At 50.8% G+C, this 16,563-nt stretch carries 14 protein-coding genes; all 14 read left to right on the top strand.

Going from position 1 to position 16,563, the window contains the following annotated elements; translation table 11 throughout:
* Window positions 1-57 precede the first annotated feature (57 nt).
* The 14 genes from KDC22_RS25645 (at window position 58) to KDC22_RS25580 (ending at window position 16,555) form a co-directional block, all read left to right on the top strand.
* A complete protein-coding gene (locus tag KDC22_RS25645; protein ID WP_211720811.1) occupies window positions 58-735 on the top strand; it encodes a response regulator transcription factor in 678 nt (225 codons plus the stop codon).
* Window positions 732-2,549 (top strand): sensor histidine kinase, encoded by a 1,818-nt coding sequence (locus tag KDC22_RS25640; RefSeq protein WP_211720810.1) that lies wholly within the window; start codon window positions 732-734, stop codon window positions 2,547-2,549. Before KDC22_RS25645 ends, KDC22_RS25640 begins: the two co-directional genes overlap by 4 nt.
* A gap of 135 nt (window positions 2,550-2,684) precedes the next feature.
* On the top strand, window positions 2,685-3,377 hold the full coding sequence (locus KDC22_RS25635; RefSeq protein WP_246552993.1) for a GDSL-type esterase/lipase family protein: 693 nt from the start codon (window positions 2,685-2,687) through the stop codon (window positions 3,375-3,377).
* Window positions 3,378-3,412: 35 nt separating this feature from the next.
* Complete coding sequence (locus KDC22_RS25630) at window positions 3,413-4,819, top strand: MBOAT family O-acyltransferase (protein WP_211720808.1); 1,407 nt, start codon at window positions 3,413-3,415, stop codon at window positions 4,817-4,819.
* A 15-nt stretch (window positions 4,820-4,834) separates the two neighbouring features.
* Complete coding sequence (locus KDC22_RS25625) at window positions 4,835-5,983, top strand: DHHW family protein (protein WP_246552991.1); 1,149 nt, start codon at window positions 4,835-4,837, stop codon at window positions 5,981-5,983.
* A gap of 22 nt (window positions 5,984-6,005) precedes the next feature.
* Window positions 6,006-6,494: a DUF4358 domain-containing protein gene (locus tag KDC22_RS25620; RefSeq protein WP_246552988.1), complete on the top strand. Its 489-nt coding sequence runs from the start codon at window positions 6,006-6,008 to the stop codon at window positions 6,492-6,494.
* A gap of 219 nt (window positions 6,495-6,713) precedes the next feature.
* Complete coding sequence (locus KDC22_RS25615; RefSeq protein ID WP_173128597.1) at window positions 6,714-6,911, top strand: hypothetical protein; 198 nt, start codon at window positions 6,714-6,716, stop codon at window positions 6,909-6,911.
* On the top strand, window positions 6,904-8,169 hold the full coding sequence (locus KDC22_RS25610) for a DNA polymerase IV (protein WP_211720807.1): 1,266 nt from the start codon (window positions 6,904-6,906) through the stop codon (window positions 8,167-8,169). Before KDC22_RS25615 ends, KDC22_RS25610 begins: the two co-directional genes overlap by 8 nt.
* A complete protein-coding gene (locus tag KDC22_RS25605) occupies window positions 8,166-8,642 on the top strand; it encodes a YhjD family protein (RefSeq protein WP_173128591.1) in 477 nt (158 codons plus the stop codon). Before KDC22_RS25610 ends, KDC22_RS25605 begins: the two co-directional genes overlap by 4 nt.
* A 128-nt stretch (window positions 8,643-8,770) precedes the next feature.
* The gene (locus tag KDC22_RS25600) at window positions 8,771-10,099 is read left to right on the top strand and encodes an ABC transporter substrate-binding protein (protein ID WP_211720806.1); all 1,329 of its coding nucleotides are present in this window, start codon (window positions 8,771-8,773) and stop codon (window positions 10,097-10,099) included.
* A gap of 90 nt (window positions 10,100-10,189) precedes the next feature.
* Window positions 10,190-11,971 carry a sensor histidine kinase gene (locus KDC22_RS25595; RefSeq protein ID WP_211720805.1) on the top strand — a complete coding sequence of 594 codons (1,782 nt, stop codon included), beginning with the start codon at window positions 10,190-10,192 and terminating at the stop codon, window positions 11,969-11,971.
* A 5-nt stretch (window positions 11,972-11,976) separates the two neighbouring features.
* On the top strand, window positions 11,977-13,596 hold the full coding sequence (locus KDC22_RS25590; protein WP_211720804.1) for a response regulator transcription factor: 1,620 nt from the start codon (window positions 11,977-11,979) through the stop codon (window positions 13,594-13,596).
* A gap of 95 nt (window positions 13,597-13,691) precedes the next feature.
* Window positions 13,692-15,602 (top strand): GH32 C-terminal domain-containing protein, encoded by a 1,911-nt coding sequence (locus KDC22_RS25585; RefSeq protein ID WP_246552984.1) that lies wholly within the window; start codon window positions 13,692-13,694, stop codon window positions 15,600-15,602.
* A 17-nt stretch (window positions 15,603-15,619) separates the two neighbouring features.
* A complete protein-coding gene (locus KDC22_RS25580; RefSeq protein ID WP_211720803.1) occupies window positions 15,620-16,555 on the top strand; it encodes a carbohydrate ABC transporter permease in 936 nt (311 codons plus the stop codon).
* The last annotated feature ends 8 nt before the right edge of the window (window positions 16,556-16,563 follow it).

The following is a 16,563-nucleotide window of genomic DNA, read 5'->3' as shown; positions in this document are numbered from 1 at the left end:
TTTATCTGTATAGGGTAAGCTTTGAAGTGGTTCTACAAAAAAAGGTGAGGTTGTCACATGTCAAAAACAATACTGATTGTAGAAGATGAAAATATTTTACGCGAAATCATGAAAGATTATCTGCTTGAAGAGGGGTATCGTGTGATTGAAGCTGCCGATGGGAAACAAGCGGTCTCGTTATTTCAAGAACATGAGGTGGACTTGATTTTACTGGACATCATGCTGCCTGAATTGGATGGATGGTCCGTGTGCAGGCGCATCCGCAAGACGTCGAATGTGCCGATCATCCTATTGACGGCCCGTTCTGATGAGGACGATACGTTGCTGGGGTTCGAGCTTGGCGCTGACGATTACGTAACCAAGCCATACAGCCCTCCAATCCTGTTGGCACGGGCAAAGCGGCTGCTGGAGAGCAGGCATACCCGCGAGCATGAGAGCGACACCTTGTCCAGCGGAGGCATTTCGGTCCATTTTCCATCCCGAACCGTTTCGATTGACGGTACAAGCTCCGGTCTAACGCATACGGAATTCGAAATATTGGCCTATCTGTTGCAAAACAAAGGGATCATCATCAGCAGAGAGCAACTGATTACGAAAATTTGGGGATATGATTTCACGGGCGATGATCGTACGGTCAACAGCCATATCCGCAATTTGCGTTCCAAGCTGGGGAAGCATGCCAAACAGATTGTTACGGTTGTGCGTTCAGGCTATAAATTCGAGGACGAGCTATGAAAAAGGGGATTGTTCTGAAGCTGTTCCTGTTGACAGCGGGGTTGTGCCTGTTCCTGATCGCCGTTATTTTCACCTTGCAAACCGTATTTTTCAAACAGTTTTATGTTCATCAAAAAGTGGAGGACGTTAACGCGGCGCTTCAGGCTTATGAACAAGACTACCTGAATCAGGCCTCGGACACGCAGGAGATGGCCAAGCTGGAGCAAGACTTTTTTCAAAAGCATAACACCTGGATCACAGCTCTGGACACCCGCGGAAATTTAAAGTATGCAGGCGATTTCTTCATGGAAATTAAGCTGGACCGTTCGGAAGAATCTGCGCTTTCTGACCCAACGATAACCGTACCTCTATACAGTTTCATCAACGTAGAGGACTTCAGCAGCAATCAAACGTTCCTCACTCCCTGGATTGAAGAAGGGGGGAGGATCGCCATGGAAGGCTTGATCATGAACAACCAGCCAGTGATCCAGCGGATGGGAAGGAACAGTTCCAATCTGAGAGATGAGAGCCGGCTGGAGAATCATCAGATGGTGAGCAAGGAGTACGAGGTGCTGGGCCGATTGAGCGCGGTCCAATATCGTGAGCAATATTCCTCCTTTCTGGTCAAAGGAACCATTACGAAAGTTCGGGTACCGGAAGGGGCGGGAGTCTCGCGGTACACCAATCACTTGTTTCTGGACCGTATCAAAGCTTTCCAGGCGGATCTATTGTACGGCGACTTTAAGGATGTCACGAACGCAAAGCAGATCGTAGATGTTGAAGAAAATCACGTGAACTACAAAATTTTCGTGGACCGCACCCAAGATCGCGACGGAAATCCCACCTACCTGTTCGCGATGACGTCGCTGCAGCCTGTTAATGAAGCCGTAGGAATCATTAAAGACTATTATGTGTATATCATTATTGCGACCTTGCTGCTCGCGTTACTAGCATCGTTTTACTACTCCCGTCAGATCGCCCGGCCGTTGCTGCGTATGAACCGTACCACCCGGCAAATGGCAAACCTCGATTTCTCGGAGAAAATCCCCATCACAACGAAGGATGAAATCGGAGACTTGTCGGGCAATATTAACGAGCTCTCCGAGCGCCTGCATTCCCATATCCTCCAGCTTGAGCAGGATATCGAGAAGGAAAAGCAGCTGGAGCATACGCGAAAAGAATTTATATCCGGCGTATCCCATGAGCTGAAGACTCCGTTAAGCGTCATTCAGAGCTGCCTTGCCATTTTGAAGGACGGGGTGGCAAGCCATAAGCGGGATCATTATTTTGCGGCGATGGAAGACGAAGTCAGCCGGATGAATGTGCTGATCGGGGATATGCTGGAATTGGCAAAATATGAATCCGGTACGTATAAAATGGACGTCGGTTCATTCTATATTGATACGGTCATCGAGCGGGTATGCACTAAATTAACGCCGGACTTTGAAGCCAAGCGGCTGCTTCTCAGCACTTCGCTTATACCTGCCCTAGTCGAGGGGAACGAGCGTCGTATAGAGCAGGTCATCGTCAATTTCCTTACCAACGCGATTTTCTATACGCCGGAGCAAGAATCTATACTCGTAACCACTTCGGAAGAGAAGGACACCATTCGCATTTGTATCGAAAATAAAGGTGCCCATATCCCGGACGAGCAGCTGGGGAGAATTTGGGACCGTTTCTACCGCGGTGAAACCTCCCGCCACCGGTCGACCGGCGGGACGGGTCTTGGTCTTGCCATCTCCCAAAAAATTTTGGAGATGCACGGCGCGGCTTACGGCGTGAACAATACCTCCGATGGAGTGATGTTTTATTTTCAATTGAATAAAAAAGCGTAGAAATACGGAAGAAAGTGCAGACCTTGGTTCTGCGCTTTTTCTTTATTTCTTTTTTGATCTGACGTTGATTTCCTCTGCACTTGTTCTGCATCTCTCCCTGTTATTCTTTACTTAATTTTAGATGAAGAGAGGACGATGTTCATGTTTAAAAAAATCATATCAACGCTAGTTATAGGCAGCACCGCACTTACCTTAGCTGCGTGCGGGAATGGGCAACATCCGCAAAACGCGACGTCTCAGCCACAAGCTAATGAAGCAGCTCCCTTGGAGAAGTCAAACCAAAATTCCTATAAAACGATATTTAAGAACAGCGTATTTCTGGGAGATTCGATAACAGAGGCACTATCTTACCATGATATTTTGGACGAGTTCAATGTAGTGGCAGGTGCCGGAAAGACTACCGAGCTATCTCTGATGAGTGGAGATGTCGATAAGCTGGCAGAGCGGAATCCGCAGTATGTATTGATCATGCTGGGGTCCGATGATATTCTATTGCCGCCGCAAATTACCGATAACCCCAAGCAGTATTCACTGGACTTCTACGCCCAATTGATCGACAGCATCAAGGAGAAGCTTCCGAAGGCATTCATAACGGTTTTACCGGTTACTCCGGTTACGCCGGAAGCTGAACAGGTGGAACCACGCTACAAAAATATCAACGATTACAACCAAGGATTAAAAGAGCTGGCGGACAAGAAGCAGGTCGGATTTGCCGATTTATCCTCCATATTTGCGGACAGCCCTCATTTGTATAGTTCGGACGGTATTCATTTTAAACCGGAATTCTATACACGTATGCTCGATTTGCTGAAAGACCGGGTGAAATAACATGCAGCCAGGTGAAGATCGGGAGGTGACGGGGATTGGTCTTTAGCAGCCTTATCTTTCTATTCCTCTTTCTGCCGGTCACCATGCTGATCTACTATATCTCGCCCATGAGGATTAGAAATGCTATTCTGCTCGCCGCAAGTCTGATCTTCTATGCATGGGGCGAGCCCGTCTACATTGTCCTCATGATCTTCTCGACGGTATTCGACTATGTGAACGGGATCCTGATCGAAAGATACAGGCACCGTAAGGGGATTGCACAGGGAGTATTGATCCTGTCCATGATGGGGAGCCTGGGGATTCTTGGTTTTTTTAAATACGCGGGATTCGTCTACGACAATATCCATTCGTTGTTCAACCTGCACTTGCAGGCAGCAGATCTTCCGCTTCCGGTGGGAATATCCTTCTACACGTTCCAGACGATGTCTTACGTAATTGACGTTTATCGGGGGAAAGTGAGTGTTCAGAAGAACCTGATCTCCTTCGGCGCCTACGTGACGATGTTCCCGCAGCTTGTAGCGGGACCGATCGTGAAATACGAAGATATTGCGGGGCAACTGGTTAACCGCCAAGTAACGTTGGACCGTTTTGGCGAAGGGGCGGAACTGTTTATCAGAGGACTTGCTAAAAAAGTATTGCTTGCCAACAATATCGGTCTGCTGTGGACAAGTGTTAAAGGGGTGCCTGGGGGAGAACTATCGGTACTTTCTGCATGGCTCGGCATAATCGCCTTCACGTTTCAAATCTATTTCGATTTTAGCGGGTATTCGGATATGGCACGTGGTCTGGGCAGAATGTTCGGGTTCGAATTTATGAAGAATTTTGACTATCCTTATATTTCCAGGAGCATTACAGAATTTTGGCGGAGATGGCATATTTCGCTCGGTGCCTGGTTCCGTGAGTATATCTACATCCCGCTCGGCGGCAACCGGGTGGGGATGCTGAAGCAGCTGAGAAACTTGGCGGTTGTATGGTTTATAACCGGATTGTGGCATGGAGCGAGCTGGAATTTTATCATTTGGGGCTTATATTTCGGTCTTTTTGTCACCATCGAAAAGTGGTTTCTCTTGAAACAGCTTCAGCGCTTTCCAGCCTTTGTAAGCCATGTCTACACCCTGATGATCGTGATCATCGGCTGGGTATTTTTCGAATTTGAACATTTGCCTGCAGCCATGAGATTCATCGGAACGATGTTTGGCGCTGGAGCACATGGGTTCGTGGACAACCGGTCGCTGTATGATCTGTCGACGAACGCCCTGCTTCTGCTGCTCTTGGCGGTTTGTGCCACGCCGTATCCCCGTCAAGCACTGACATACATCAGAACCAGGTTTGCCCGATCCGGCACGCTTGCCGCTTTCGCCGTCTACTTCCTCTTCATAGTGGCCTCAACAGCCTATCTGGTCAATGCAACGTACAATCCATTCTTATACTTTCGTTTTTAATAGAGGTGATTTTATTTGAAGCAGTACGATCAGGTCTATTATCGCGCACTCGCCATTCTACTGCTGATGTTTACCGGAGCGGTATTGGTTATCAACTGTCTGACCCCGGGTAAAGTATTGTCCGAATCAGAGAACCGGATGCTGCAGCAGCTCCCGAAATTCTCGCTTCAAACCTTAGGATCAGGCAAGTTTACTTCAGAATTTGAAGCGTATCTAGCGGATCAGTTTATGGAGAGGGACATTTGGATTGGACTCAAATCCGATGCGGACCAGCGATTGGGCAAAAAAGAGAGCAACGGGGTATACCTCGGCAAGGACGGGTACCTGATTCAAAAATTCACTCCTCCCGAAAAAGGAGATTTGGAAGATAAGGTGAAAGCCGTTCAAGCATTTGATCAGGCTACGCCTGGTCTGCGCAAATATATGATGCTCGTGCCGACAGCCGCTTCCGTGCTTGAGGATAAATTGCCGCCCTATGCTTCCGGTGGGGATGAGAGGGTCTATTGGGACAAGATAAAGGATTCTGATCTCGGGAATATTCGATGGATTGATGTTTCCTCGGCGCTGGAGGCGAACAAGGAGCAACCGGTCTATTACAAAACAGACCATCACTGGACGACCCAAGGGGCTTTCCTTGCCTACCGGGAGCTGGGCGCGCCAATGGGTTTTACACCCAAGCACGAAGCTGATTTCAACATTCGTCAAGTCACCAGCCAGTTCTATGGATCTTTGTATTCGAAAAGCGGGTTTCGGCACTTACAGCCGGATTCCATTGAGCTGTATGATCCAAAAACACCGGGGAGCATTTCCGTGGATTATGTCGACGAACAGCAAAGTGCGGATTCGATGTACGTCATGGAAAATCTCACCAAAAAGGATAAATACACTGTATTTTTTAATGGGAACCATGGCTTGATCCGCATAACAACCGGCAATCCAGATGGAAGAAGGCTGCTTATTGTTAAGGATTCGTATGCAAACAGCCTGATCCCTTTTTTAACCACGCATTTTAGCGAAATTGATGTGATAGATCTCAGATATTATGAGGGGGATGTACTGAAGCTTATGGAAGAACGGCAAATCCGCGACATGCTGATTTTGTATAATATCACCACATTTTTTGAATATCCATCCATTAAATCAATAGCGGATTCTGTAGAATAATGCAAATAGGAGGTCAGTAACGATGCTTGCTGGACAGAAAATGAAGTACCTGGTTGTCCTGTCTGCCGTCATGATCTTATGTGGCATTCTGATCGGATGCTCCAGTAAGAAGGAAGGCGCCAAAGACGTTCCCGTCCATACCATTGAGGAGCACATCAAGCAAGCGGCTTCTATGGAAAATATGGAAAAAGGGGATAGGAACAGGCTTAAGAAGCTATACCATCTCGATGCAGATGAGGTTCAGGATTTTGTGCTGTATACGGCAGAATCGAACGTGGAAGCGGAGGAACTGGCTGTGATCCAAGTGAAACAAGAGCATCAAGTGGACAGCGTTAAGGAAAAAATCATGAAAAGAATCAGGGCTCAAGAGGTCAAGCTGAAGGACTACCGTCCCGAGCAATTTTACCTCGTCCAAAAGCATGTATTAAAGGTTAAGGGCCGATATATTTTGTTTACGGTCTCCAAGGATGCCGGACAAATCGAAAGTGCGTTTAGCGAAGCTCTTAAATAACAGGAGATGACGTAGTGCGCTGATATAATAACCCGCCGGGCTTGTGCCTGACGGGTCTTTGGCATGGGCCGAAGATTCAATCTCCAGTTCTAACAATCCCCCTCATCCGCATACCTTATTTTAACAAGAACACCTGTTCTATTTTACCATTGCTTAAAAAACTTAATCCTGGTTATAATACAAACAAATGTTCTCACTGAATTCCGGAGGCGATCAATCATGAAGATGAGCATCGGCCAAACCATAGAAATGATATATCTGGACAAAGCGGGCAAGATTACGCAGCGGAAAATTGAAGTGCATGGTATCCGTGATGGCCGCATACGGGCTACCTGTCTGAGCACCGGCCTGCCCCGTGTCTTCCTGACCGCCAGTATCCTGTCGTGGCATCCGGTACAGGGGCGGAGGTATGCTTAAGCCTAAAGACCGGATTATTCTGCTCTCAGATTGCCAATCCTTTTATGCCAGTGTCGAAAAAGCTGCTCATCCCGAGTATAAAGATAAGCCTGTCGCCGTCGGCGATCCTGCGCGGATGAACGGGATTGTCCTGGCTGCCTGCCCCATTGCCAAATCTCATGGGGTAACCACAGCCTCACGCGTGGGGGAGGCCCTGACGAAATGCCGGGACCTGGTGGTCATCCGGCCGCGGATGAGTATATATATTCAGGTCTCGCTGCTGATATCGGAGATATACCAGGGGTATACCGATCTGGTGGAGGCCTTCAGCATCGACGAGCAGTTCCTGGATGTGACCGGCTCCTTGCGTGCATTCGGGGGAGATCTGGAGGAGATGATTCACTCGATACAGCAGCATGTCCTGTTATCCACAGGGGTCTGGACCCGGGTGGGAATCGGCCCGTCCAAAATCCTTGCCAAGATGGCCAATAACTTCGCCAAGAAGAAGACCGGCGGAACGTTCAGGCTGGATTACGATAATCTGGAGACAGAGCTATGGCCGCTTCCGGTGCATGAAATGTTCATGGTGGCAGGCCGGATGACCAAGAACTTTTACCGGATGGGGATTACTACCATTGGAGATATTGCCCGTATGGAGCTGGGCGAGCTGAAGCGGAGAATGCGCACAACGATGGGCAAACAGAGCGATATCCAGGCGGAATATTATTGGCAGACAGCGCGGGGGATTGATCCCAGTCCGGTTGTTACCGGGATACGCCAGCAGATGAAGTCTGTCGGCCACGGGAAGGCGCTGCGCTGGAATCTCTATACGCGGCTTCCAGAGATTGAGGTTGTATTGCTGGAGCTGGTGATTGAGGTCTGCCAGCGGGCGCGGAAATACCGGTATATGGGATCGGTGGTGTCTGTTGCGGTGGTAGAGACGGACGGCAACACCTCCAATTCTTACAGCCGGCAAGCGACACTGCCCGAACCCTCGTCTTTAACCCATGAGGTTGCAGCGGCAGCCTATCGTTTATTTGTAGATCATTGGAGCGGCTTGCCGATAAGCCGATTGGCCATATCTATATCCCAGTTGACAGAGGACAGCGTGATGCAGCTAACCCTATTTGACGACCGTATCCGGGTCTTGGGCAGAGAACGGGCCATTGACCAGATCAAAGCCAGATACGGCAGTCAGGCACTGATCCGCGCGTCTTCTTTACTGGAATCCGGGGTTGCTCTGGAACGGGCGCAGCAGATTGGGGGGCATTATAAATGAGTAAATTAGATGGAAACGAGCGGTGGAAATCCAAAATGCTAATGACAGAGCATGTCCAGCACTATGAGCAGAAGCAGGGGGAAGAGGTTAGGAAAATGATCACGGTGGAGGAGCGGACGATGGTGCGTGACCTGATCCTGCTTCCATATATGGAGACCATGGTCAGCAAGAGCCTGAAGGAGATTGAGTTCTCCGGCAGTATCCTTAAGCGCGCTTTCGGCATTGCCGGCCAGGCGATTCAGGAGCGTATTATGCAGGATACCTACCGGCTGCAGAAGGAGCTGAAGCAGCATAATATCCGGGTGCTGGCAGATGAGCAGGAGGAGTTCCTGGTGTATTACAAAATCTTTTGCCGGGGATATCAGGAACGCTTCGGGCTCACCCGGGATGTGATGCGCACCGAGATCAGCCTGCGGCTGACCAAGTATACAGCGGAGCTTGGAGCCGTATTGAAGGAGTATCTGAAGTCATAACACCAGCGTAGCCGGTAAATACCGAACATTTTAAAAGTTCAGTGCAGAGGATAATGAATTTTATCACCGGGCAGGTTTGATAATATTCAGTTGTAAACGTAGACAGTAGATGAAAGGGGAGGGCATTATTGAACAGTAAGAGTAAAGTGGTACTAAGCGCAATGCTGGCATGCGGACTGCTCGCCGGATGTGGAAGCAAAGGGGATAACGCGCAGCCGGAGGCGGGAGCTTCGTCGGCACCCAAAGAAGAGAAGGTGTCGCTCACGTTCTGGAGAAATTCGGGCAATGACGCCGAGAATTCAGCCTATGACAAGCTGGTGGCCTCGTTTAATGAAGCGCATCCTAATATCAAGGTTGAGATGAGCCCGATTCCCTATGCCGATTACGACACCAAGCTGAGAACATCCATTGCTTCGGGCAATCCCCCTGATATTATGGCCGTCGACGGCCCGAATATGGCTTCCTACGCCCAGGCGGGTGCTTTACAGCCGCTGACCGCCTATTTCAAGAAGGATGGTAACCTGGAGGATATTCCGAAACCGACTATTGCCACATACACCTATAATAATGAAATTTACATGGCTCCGCTCACCGAATCCTCCATTGCTCTTTTTTATAACAAAAAAATGTTTGAAGCGAAGGGAATCCCTCTTCCCTCCAAGAACCCGGAAGAGCCTTGGACCTGGGATCAGGTGCTGGATGCAGCTAAAAAGCTTAACGATCCGGCCAAAGGCGTGTACGGCATTGATCCGGCGCAGGGCTTCGGTAACGCAGGAACAGCGGCATACTTTAAATATCCGATTATTTGGCAGTTTGGCGGCGAGATCATGAGCCCGGATGGAACAACCTCCAAAGGCTACCTGGATAAGCCGGAGACCAAAAAGGCGTTGCAATTCTTCTCCGACCTGTATAATAAAGATAAAGTGTCCTCCCTGGAATACCCGCCAGACCCGTTCCCGAACAACCAGCTGGCGATGACGGTGGACGGCTCCTGGTCACTGGGCAATTATGCCGACAAGTTCCCTAATTTCAAATTAGGCGAAGATTATGATATCGCCCCGCTTCCGAAGGAAACCCAGCAGGCTGTTGCGAACGGAAGCTGGTCGCTGGCCATTTCCTCGAAGAGTAAGAATGCTGATGCGGCCTGGCAGTTTGTAAACTGGGTGACGGGCTCTGAAGGGGCTAAGACCTACTGCTCGATCACAAAAGATATTCCGGCCCGCTATTCAGTAGCCAAAGAGTTCCCTGAGCTGGGTCAATATCCGAAGAATATCTTTGTCGTACAGAATCAGAAATACGGCAGACCGCGTCCGATTACACCGGTCTTCCCGCAAATGTCTGAAGCGGTAAACAAGATGATTGAGGAAGTGACCATCGCCGGACGCAACGCGGATGCAGCCATTGCCGACGCCATCAAAAAAATTGACAAGGCATATGCAGATCTGCCGCAAAAATAATACAATTTCCAAACATTACAGAAACGGCAGCCGCCCTTTAACCAAAGGGCGGCTAAGCCGTTTCCACTTGTAGTAAGGGGTGCGGTTGTCATGTTCTACTCGTTACGCAGCAGATTGATGTGGGCTTTTTCGATCCTGCTGATCCTTCCGATTACGGCGGTTGTCTTCATCCTCAGCAAGGAATCGTCGGAGCAGATCCGTAAATCTACCCAGACCTCCACACTGCAAACCATAGACCAATTTGCCTCCCATGTCAGCACACTGCTGACGCAGATTGAGGATATGGGCAACCAGGTGCTGAGCAGCGACATCACACAGGAATGGATAACCGCCGACCTGAACGATGAGAGCACTAAGGGGGAGCAGTATCTGGCCAAGCAAAAGCTGCGTGAGCTGTTATCCTCCTATGCGATCAATAATTCGAATGTGATTTCCATTTCTACCTTTGCGGAGGGAAAGGGCGGGTTGTGGACACAGGACCTGAGCTACCTGAAGAGCAGCTGGTACAGCCGGTTTAAGGAGCAGGATGTGCGCTGGACGCAGGCTCACAAGGACAGGGATCAGGCCGACGACAGCATACGTTCGCGCGATGTCAATAGCCTTGTGCTCCCTTTGGTGCAGCTCCAGTCCTTTAAGGATGTTGGAGTAATCAAACTCAATTATCCTACGGTGCTGCTGCGCCAGGATCTGGATAAAATCAGCTTCGGCAAAAGCGGCAAAGCCTTCCTGCTGACGGCTGAAGGCCTCAGTGTACTTAATCAGGATCTGACAGGAGCTGAGGGGCTGCTTAGAGACGGGCTTGCTACTGTGCAGAAACAGAGTGGTGGACAGACCAGCGGCATTTTCCCGCTTCACCAGGGGGGGACCGACTATCTGTTCTTTTACCGCAGGCTGCCTGCACAGAACTGGCTGATCGTCGGCGAGGTGCCGGAGGCGGAGCTGTATGCGACCATCACCAGGCTCAAAGAAACGCTGCTCCTTGCCAGCTTTGTGCTGCTGATCCTTGTCATTATTGTGGCGCTGTGGCTCTCTACCGGTATAACGAAGCCATTAAGTGCCATGGCCCGGGCCATGCGGCATGTGAGAAACGGGCAGTTCGAGCTGGCGATGAAGGATATGCCCAAGGTTAGATCGCGGCAGAGCGAAGTGGACTATGCGGCCGGTGTATTTGAGCAGATGACCCGTCAGCTGAAGTATCTGATCGAGACGGAATTCGAGACCAACCTGCGCCGGAAAAATGCCGAATATAAAGCGCTCCTGCTGCAGATCAATCCGCATTTTTACAACAATACACTGGAGATCATCAGCGGTCTAGCGGCGATGAAACGGGAGGATCTGGTCATGGACGCCACGGAAGCACTGGGTAAAATGATGCGGTATTCGCTGAGTCTCGATACGGATCTGGTACAAGTCAGCGAGGAGCTTGGCTATATCCGTGACTACCTGTTCCTCCTAAAGCTGCGGCATGAGGATCATCTGATGGTGGAGGTCCGGGAGGATTCCGCCGCGGATCAGCTGCTCATCGCCAAGTTCATTCTGCAGCCGCTGGTAGAGAATGCGGTGAAGTACAGCCTGGAGAAAGGGGGGATCGCCGAGGTGGCGATTACCTCCAGCGTGTGCGGAGAGCGCCTGCACCTGCAGATTCAGGATAACGGTTCAGGAATGACACCGGAACTGATCGCCAGCATTCTTGCCGACACGGAGCTTAGGGACAGTGTGGGAATCTTAAATCATAAAGGGGACAGCATCGGACTACGCAATGTACTCTCCCGCTGCCGTCTGTATTACGGCGGACAGTTTGAAGCCGTCCTTGATTCGAAGCTAAATACAGGAACAACCATTACACTGAAGCTGCCGCTGATAGAGAGGTGATTATTATGTATGACATTATGCTGGTGGATGATGAGAAGGGGGTCCGCAACAGTATCAAAGCCAAAATCGACTGGGAAGCCGCCGGCTTCCGGGTGGTCTCGGAGGCCTCAAGCGCCAATGAAGCGCTGCAGCTACTGGAGCAGGGACCGCTGCCGCAGCTCGTCATCTCCGATATCCGTATGCCGCAGATGGACGGCATTGAATTTATCCGCATCTGCAAAACGAAGTATCCGCTGCTGAGGACGGTTGTGCTGTCGGGATACTCTGACTTTGATTACCTGAAATCGGCCATACAGCTTGGAGTGAAGGATTATTTGCTGAAGCCGGTGGCCCGCGCAGAACTGAATGAGCTGCTTGGCAAGCTGGGTGAAGAAATTAGACAGGAGCAACAAAAACTGCAGGCCTCACGGCAGGCTCTGCTGCAGAAAAATGAGCAGCTGCGGCTGCTGCAGGAGAATTTTTTGCTGCAAATGGTCAAGGACGAGTGGTACAGCCTGGCGGCGATCAAGGAACGGCTGCAGCAGCTCCAGCTGACCCCGCTGACAGCGGATGATCTGAAGCTGCAGTTTGTCGCTGTGGAGATGAGAGTGCCGGCGGGGCGGATGGCGGACCGGCAGGAGCGCCGGGATCTGCTCAATTTGGCTTTTCAGATGTTATGCCGGGAGACGGCTGCCAAGCGGAAAGGAATCTATCCATTCAGCGATGTTGCCAATTCCGCGATGATGTATTTGCTGATTATTATGAAGCCGGAGCCGGAGTATGCCGATCGGACGGACAGGTTCGTAGAAGAGCTGAAGCGAAACATCGCCAGTTATCTGAAGCTGGAATGTGTGACGGGGATTGGCGAGGAAGTGAATGGACTCAAGCGGCTGAAGAACGGTTATGCTTCGTGCATGCTGTCCTGGAGCCAAAACACCGTGTATAAAGATGGAACGGGCGAACGGAGCCAAGTGATGGAGCTTATGCAGGCTTTTACCCCAGAGGTGGAGCGGAAGCTGGTGCAGGCGATTGAAAATTTGGACATAAGCACCTTCCGCCAGCAGCTTGACACTATTTTCAACAGCGAAAGAGATACGCCGATGTTTGCGTTCACCTTTCTGGCCCTGCGGATGCTGCTGATGTTCAGCTCCATCGCCAAAAAGTTCGAGCTCGGCGGCTCCGCCCTGCAGAAGTATTTGTGGAACTGTCAGCGGACCATTGCCGATTACCAGTCGCGTGAAGGCGTGCGGGGGCAGATTGATGAGCTGGCGCAGCTTGTCATGGACGAAGTGAAGAAGCTCCGCTTCTCCAGCGGACAGCATATGGTCGAAGCGGTCAGGAAATATGTGGAGGAGAATTTCTCTTACGAGCTGGCGCTTTCTTCCCTCGCCGAAATGTTTCATCTGAATGAGACCTATTTATCCGGGCTGTTCAAGCAGCATGTGGGCATTACGTTCAGCGACTATGTCACCCGGCTGAGAATGACCAAGGCAGAGCAGCTTTTGCAAGAGAACGAATTGAAGCTGACCGATATCGCCATGCTTGTCGGCTACTCCAGTTCCAGCTATTTCAGCACCTCCTTCAAGAAAAACAGCGGCAAAAGCCCCAAAGAATACCGTGAATGGTATTTGAAGAATCACCCCTGAGAACATCACAACTTCTGAGCCGATCATATTGAAATAATTTCTCTGGCCGTTCAGCTACAATAGTGTCAACCAAACAAGGAATAGGAGTATGCAGCATGAATGTTTCGGGGGAGAAGCAAGCGCATAAAGAGAGCAAAACTGTAAGCAAACTGGCATGTGCGGCTGCAGTAATGCTGGTTATCGCAGGGTGCACTATTGGCGGCAACGGCAATCATAGCAGCAATACTTCTGATTCTAAAACTCCGTCCAATGCGATCTCTACTGAACCTGCGGCCTTTCCGTTTTCTGATGATCCCAATTACTATACGGAGCTGTACCGCCCGCAGTATCATCTGTCGCCGGAAAGCGGGAATATGAGCGATCCGAATGGAATGGTTTATTTCGAAGGTGAATATCACCAGTTCTACCAGAACAGCGGCCAGTGGGGTCACGCCGTCAGCACGGATCTGATCCACTGGCAGCATCTGCCGGTAGCGCTCCTGCGCGATTCACTCGGGGAGATCTGGTCAGGCAGCGCCGTGGTGGACTGGAAGGATACGAGCGGTTTTTTTGGCGGGAAAGCGGGACTGGTTGCGATCTTCACCCATTTCAAAGGTGGAATGCAGTCGCAGAGCCTGGCGTACAGTTCTGATAAAGGACGCACCTGGATCAAATATGAGGGCAATCCCGTGATTCCGAATCCGGGACTCAAGGATTTCAGAGATCCCAAGGTGTTCTGGCATGAGCCTTCGCAAGCTTGGGTGATGGTTGTCTCAGTAGACAACCGGGTGAGATTCTATACCTCTCCAGACCTGAAGACCTGGCAGATGACGAGCGAATTCGGCGCCGATCAGGGCTCACATGCCGCCGTCTGGGAATGTCCGGATCTGTTTGAGCTTCCCGTGGAAGGCAGCAAGGAGACCCGGTGGGTGCTGGCGCTCAGCATTGGCAATAACAGCTCAACCCGTGGCTCGGCGGCGCAATATTTCATCGGCAGCTTTGACGGACAGACATTCAAGAACGGGAATGAGCCCTCCAAAGTGCTGTGGACCGATTACGGAAAAGACTTCTACGCCGCAGTGTCCTACTCGGATATTCCGCAGAGTGACGGCCGCCGGATCTATGCCGGCTGGATGTCCAATTGGCGCTATCCGTTCTCGATGCCAAGCGCTCCGTGGAAAGGGAATTTGTCGCTGCCACGGGAGCTGAAGCTGCGCGACATTCCCGGTGAGGGATTGCGCCTCGTCCAGCAGCCGGTGCAAGAGCTGGAAGCCTTGCGTGGCCAAGCGGTCAAGCTGGAACCCCAGCGGCTAGAGCCAGGCAGCAATCCACTGGCCGGTCTGCACGGGACCTCCTATGAACTCGATACCGAGTTCACCGTGAAGGGGGAGGCGGAATTCGGAATCAAACTGAGAAAAGGTGCAGATCAGGAGACCAATATATCGTATAACAACGCGAATTCAACGATAACGGTGGACCGAACCCAATCAGGCGACAGTTCATTTGAAGCCGGGTTTGCCGAAACGGTCCAGGCGCCCTTAAGAGCGGTGAATGGTAAAGTCAGGCTGCATATCTATGTGGATGAATCGACGCTGGAGGTGTTCGGCGCAGACGGCGAGACTGTGATTTCCAGTATTCTTTTCCCGGAGGCTACCAGCAATGGATTGGAGCTGTATGTGAAAAAAGGGGACGTGATGCTGGACCAGGCCGTCATGTATCCGATGGCCAGTGTATGGCGGAATGAGGAGCCTGACGGCCCCGACCCGCTTCGCGTCCTGCTTAGCCAATCGAGTGTGGATGTTCCGCTTGGCGGCACTGTGGAAGCGGCAGCGGCGGTCGTACCGCTAACAGCTCCCCAGGATCTTACTTGGGTGTCGAGTGATGAGGCCGTTGCCCAGGTGGAGAGCCGTGCCGGAATATCGGCTGTCGTAAAGGGGCTGAAGGAAGGCCAGACGGAGATTAAAGCCCTTGCCCCGGGCGGGCAAATCTATGCCGTAATGAACGTGTACGTCTATAAACCGGATTGAAATGGAGTGAAAAGATCATGACAAGCGTTACAGCGGCAGCTGAGTCTGCCTCCAAAACTGCCCCATCCAGCAAAAAGCCCCGCCGGTTTCTGCGGGGAGAAGAAACAACCGCCTGGTGGTTCGTGCTGCCTTCCTTTGCTTTGCTGCTCATCTTTGTGTTCTATCCGATGCTGCAAGCCTTTGTGATCAGCTTTCAGAATTATAACCTGGTAGGATCGACCCGCAGCTTCATCGGGCTCGACAATTACAAGTCTCTGGTGACGGACAGGGATTTCCTGGCCAGTCTCAGGCATTCGTTTCATTTTGCCATCGTAGTGATTCCGATTCAGACCGCGATTTCACTGGGCCTGGCACTGTTAATCCAGAAAAAGTTCAAGCTCACCGGTTTTTTCCGCACACTCTATTTCATTCCGGTTGTCATCTCTACGGCAGTGGCCGCAACGGTGTTCAAACTGATCTACAACAAGGAATTCGGGATTCTGAACAATGTGCTGAAGACACTTCATCTGCCCACTACCAATTTCCTGTCCAACCCGGATACGGCGATGAACGGTGTGATCATGCTGGGAATATGGAAAGGCGTAGGCTTTTTCATGATTATCTTCCTGGCCGGACTGAACAACATTCCGCAAGACTTATACGAGGCGGCCCGGGTAGACGGTGCTACCAAAATACAGCAGTTCTTCCGCATTACGCTTCCTTTGCTGAACCGTACCACGGCCTTCGTGGTGATTATGACGACCATTGATGCCATTAAGCTGTCCGGCCTTGTGTTTGTATTGACCAGTGGAGGACCCAACGGGGCTACCGAAACCGCAGTCTATTATATCTATAAAATGGCCTTCCAGCAGATGCAGATGGGCTACGGCACCGCTGCCGCCTTTATTCTGTTCGCGATTGTTCTCGCCATCTCGCTCGTGCAAATGAGACTGTTCCGGAATGCGGAGCATTAATGAGACTA

It is taken from the genome of Paenibacillus tritici (assembly GCF_018207515.1).
Taxonomy (GTDB): Bacteria; Bacillota; Bacilli; order Paenibacillales; family Paenibacillaceae; genus Paenibacillus_AQ; species Paenibacillus_AQ tritici.
The sequence above is the reverse complement of the archived record's forward strand: the minus strand, read 5'-3'. Positions and strand labels throughout refer to the sequence as shown.

Coding starts and splice junctions, on each gene's coding strand:
- KDC22_RS25640 (WP_211720810.1), top strand. CDS start 732: ATGAAAAAGGGGATTGTTCTGAAGCTGTTCCTGTTGACAGCGGGGTTG.
- KDC22_RS25585 (WP_246552984.1), top strand. CDS start 13,692: ATGAATGTTTCGGGGGAGAAGCAAGCGCATAAAGAGAGCAAAACTGTA.
- KDC22_RS25615 (WP_173128597.1), top strand. CDS start 6,714: ATGAAGATGAGCATCGGCCAAACCATAGAAATGATATATCTGGACAAA.
- KDC22_RS25580 (WP_211720803.1), top strand. CDS start 15,620: ATGACAAGCGTTACAGCGGCAGCTGAGTCTGCCTCCAAAACTGCCCCA.
- KDC22_RS25635 (WP_246552993.1), top strand. CDS start 2,685: ATGTTCATGTTTAAAAAAATCATATCAACGCTAGTTATAGGCAGCACC.
- KDC22_RS25590 (WP_211720804.1), top strand. CDS start 11,977: ATGTATGACATTATGCTGGTGGATGATGAGAAGGGGGTCCGCAACAGT.
- KDC22_RS25610 (WP_211720807.1), top strand. CDS start 6,904: ATGCTTAAGCCTAAAGACCGGATTATTCTGCTCTCAGATTGCCAATCC.
- KDC22_RS25605 (WP_173128591.1), top strand. CDS start 8,166: ATGAGTAAATTAGATGGAAACGAGCGGTGGAAATCCAAAATGCTAATG.
- KDC22_RS25645 (WP_211720811.1), top strand. CDS start 58: ATGTCAAAAACAATACTGATTGTAGAAGATGAAAATATTTTACGCGAA.
- KDC22_RS25595 (WP_211720805.1), top strand. CDS start 10,190: ATGTTCTACTCGTTACGCAGCAGATTGATGTGGGCTTTTTCGATCCTG.
- KDC22_RS25620 (WP_246552988.1), top strand. CDS start 6,006: ATGCTTGCTGGACAGAAAATGAAGTACCTGGTTGTCCTGTCTGCCGTC.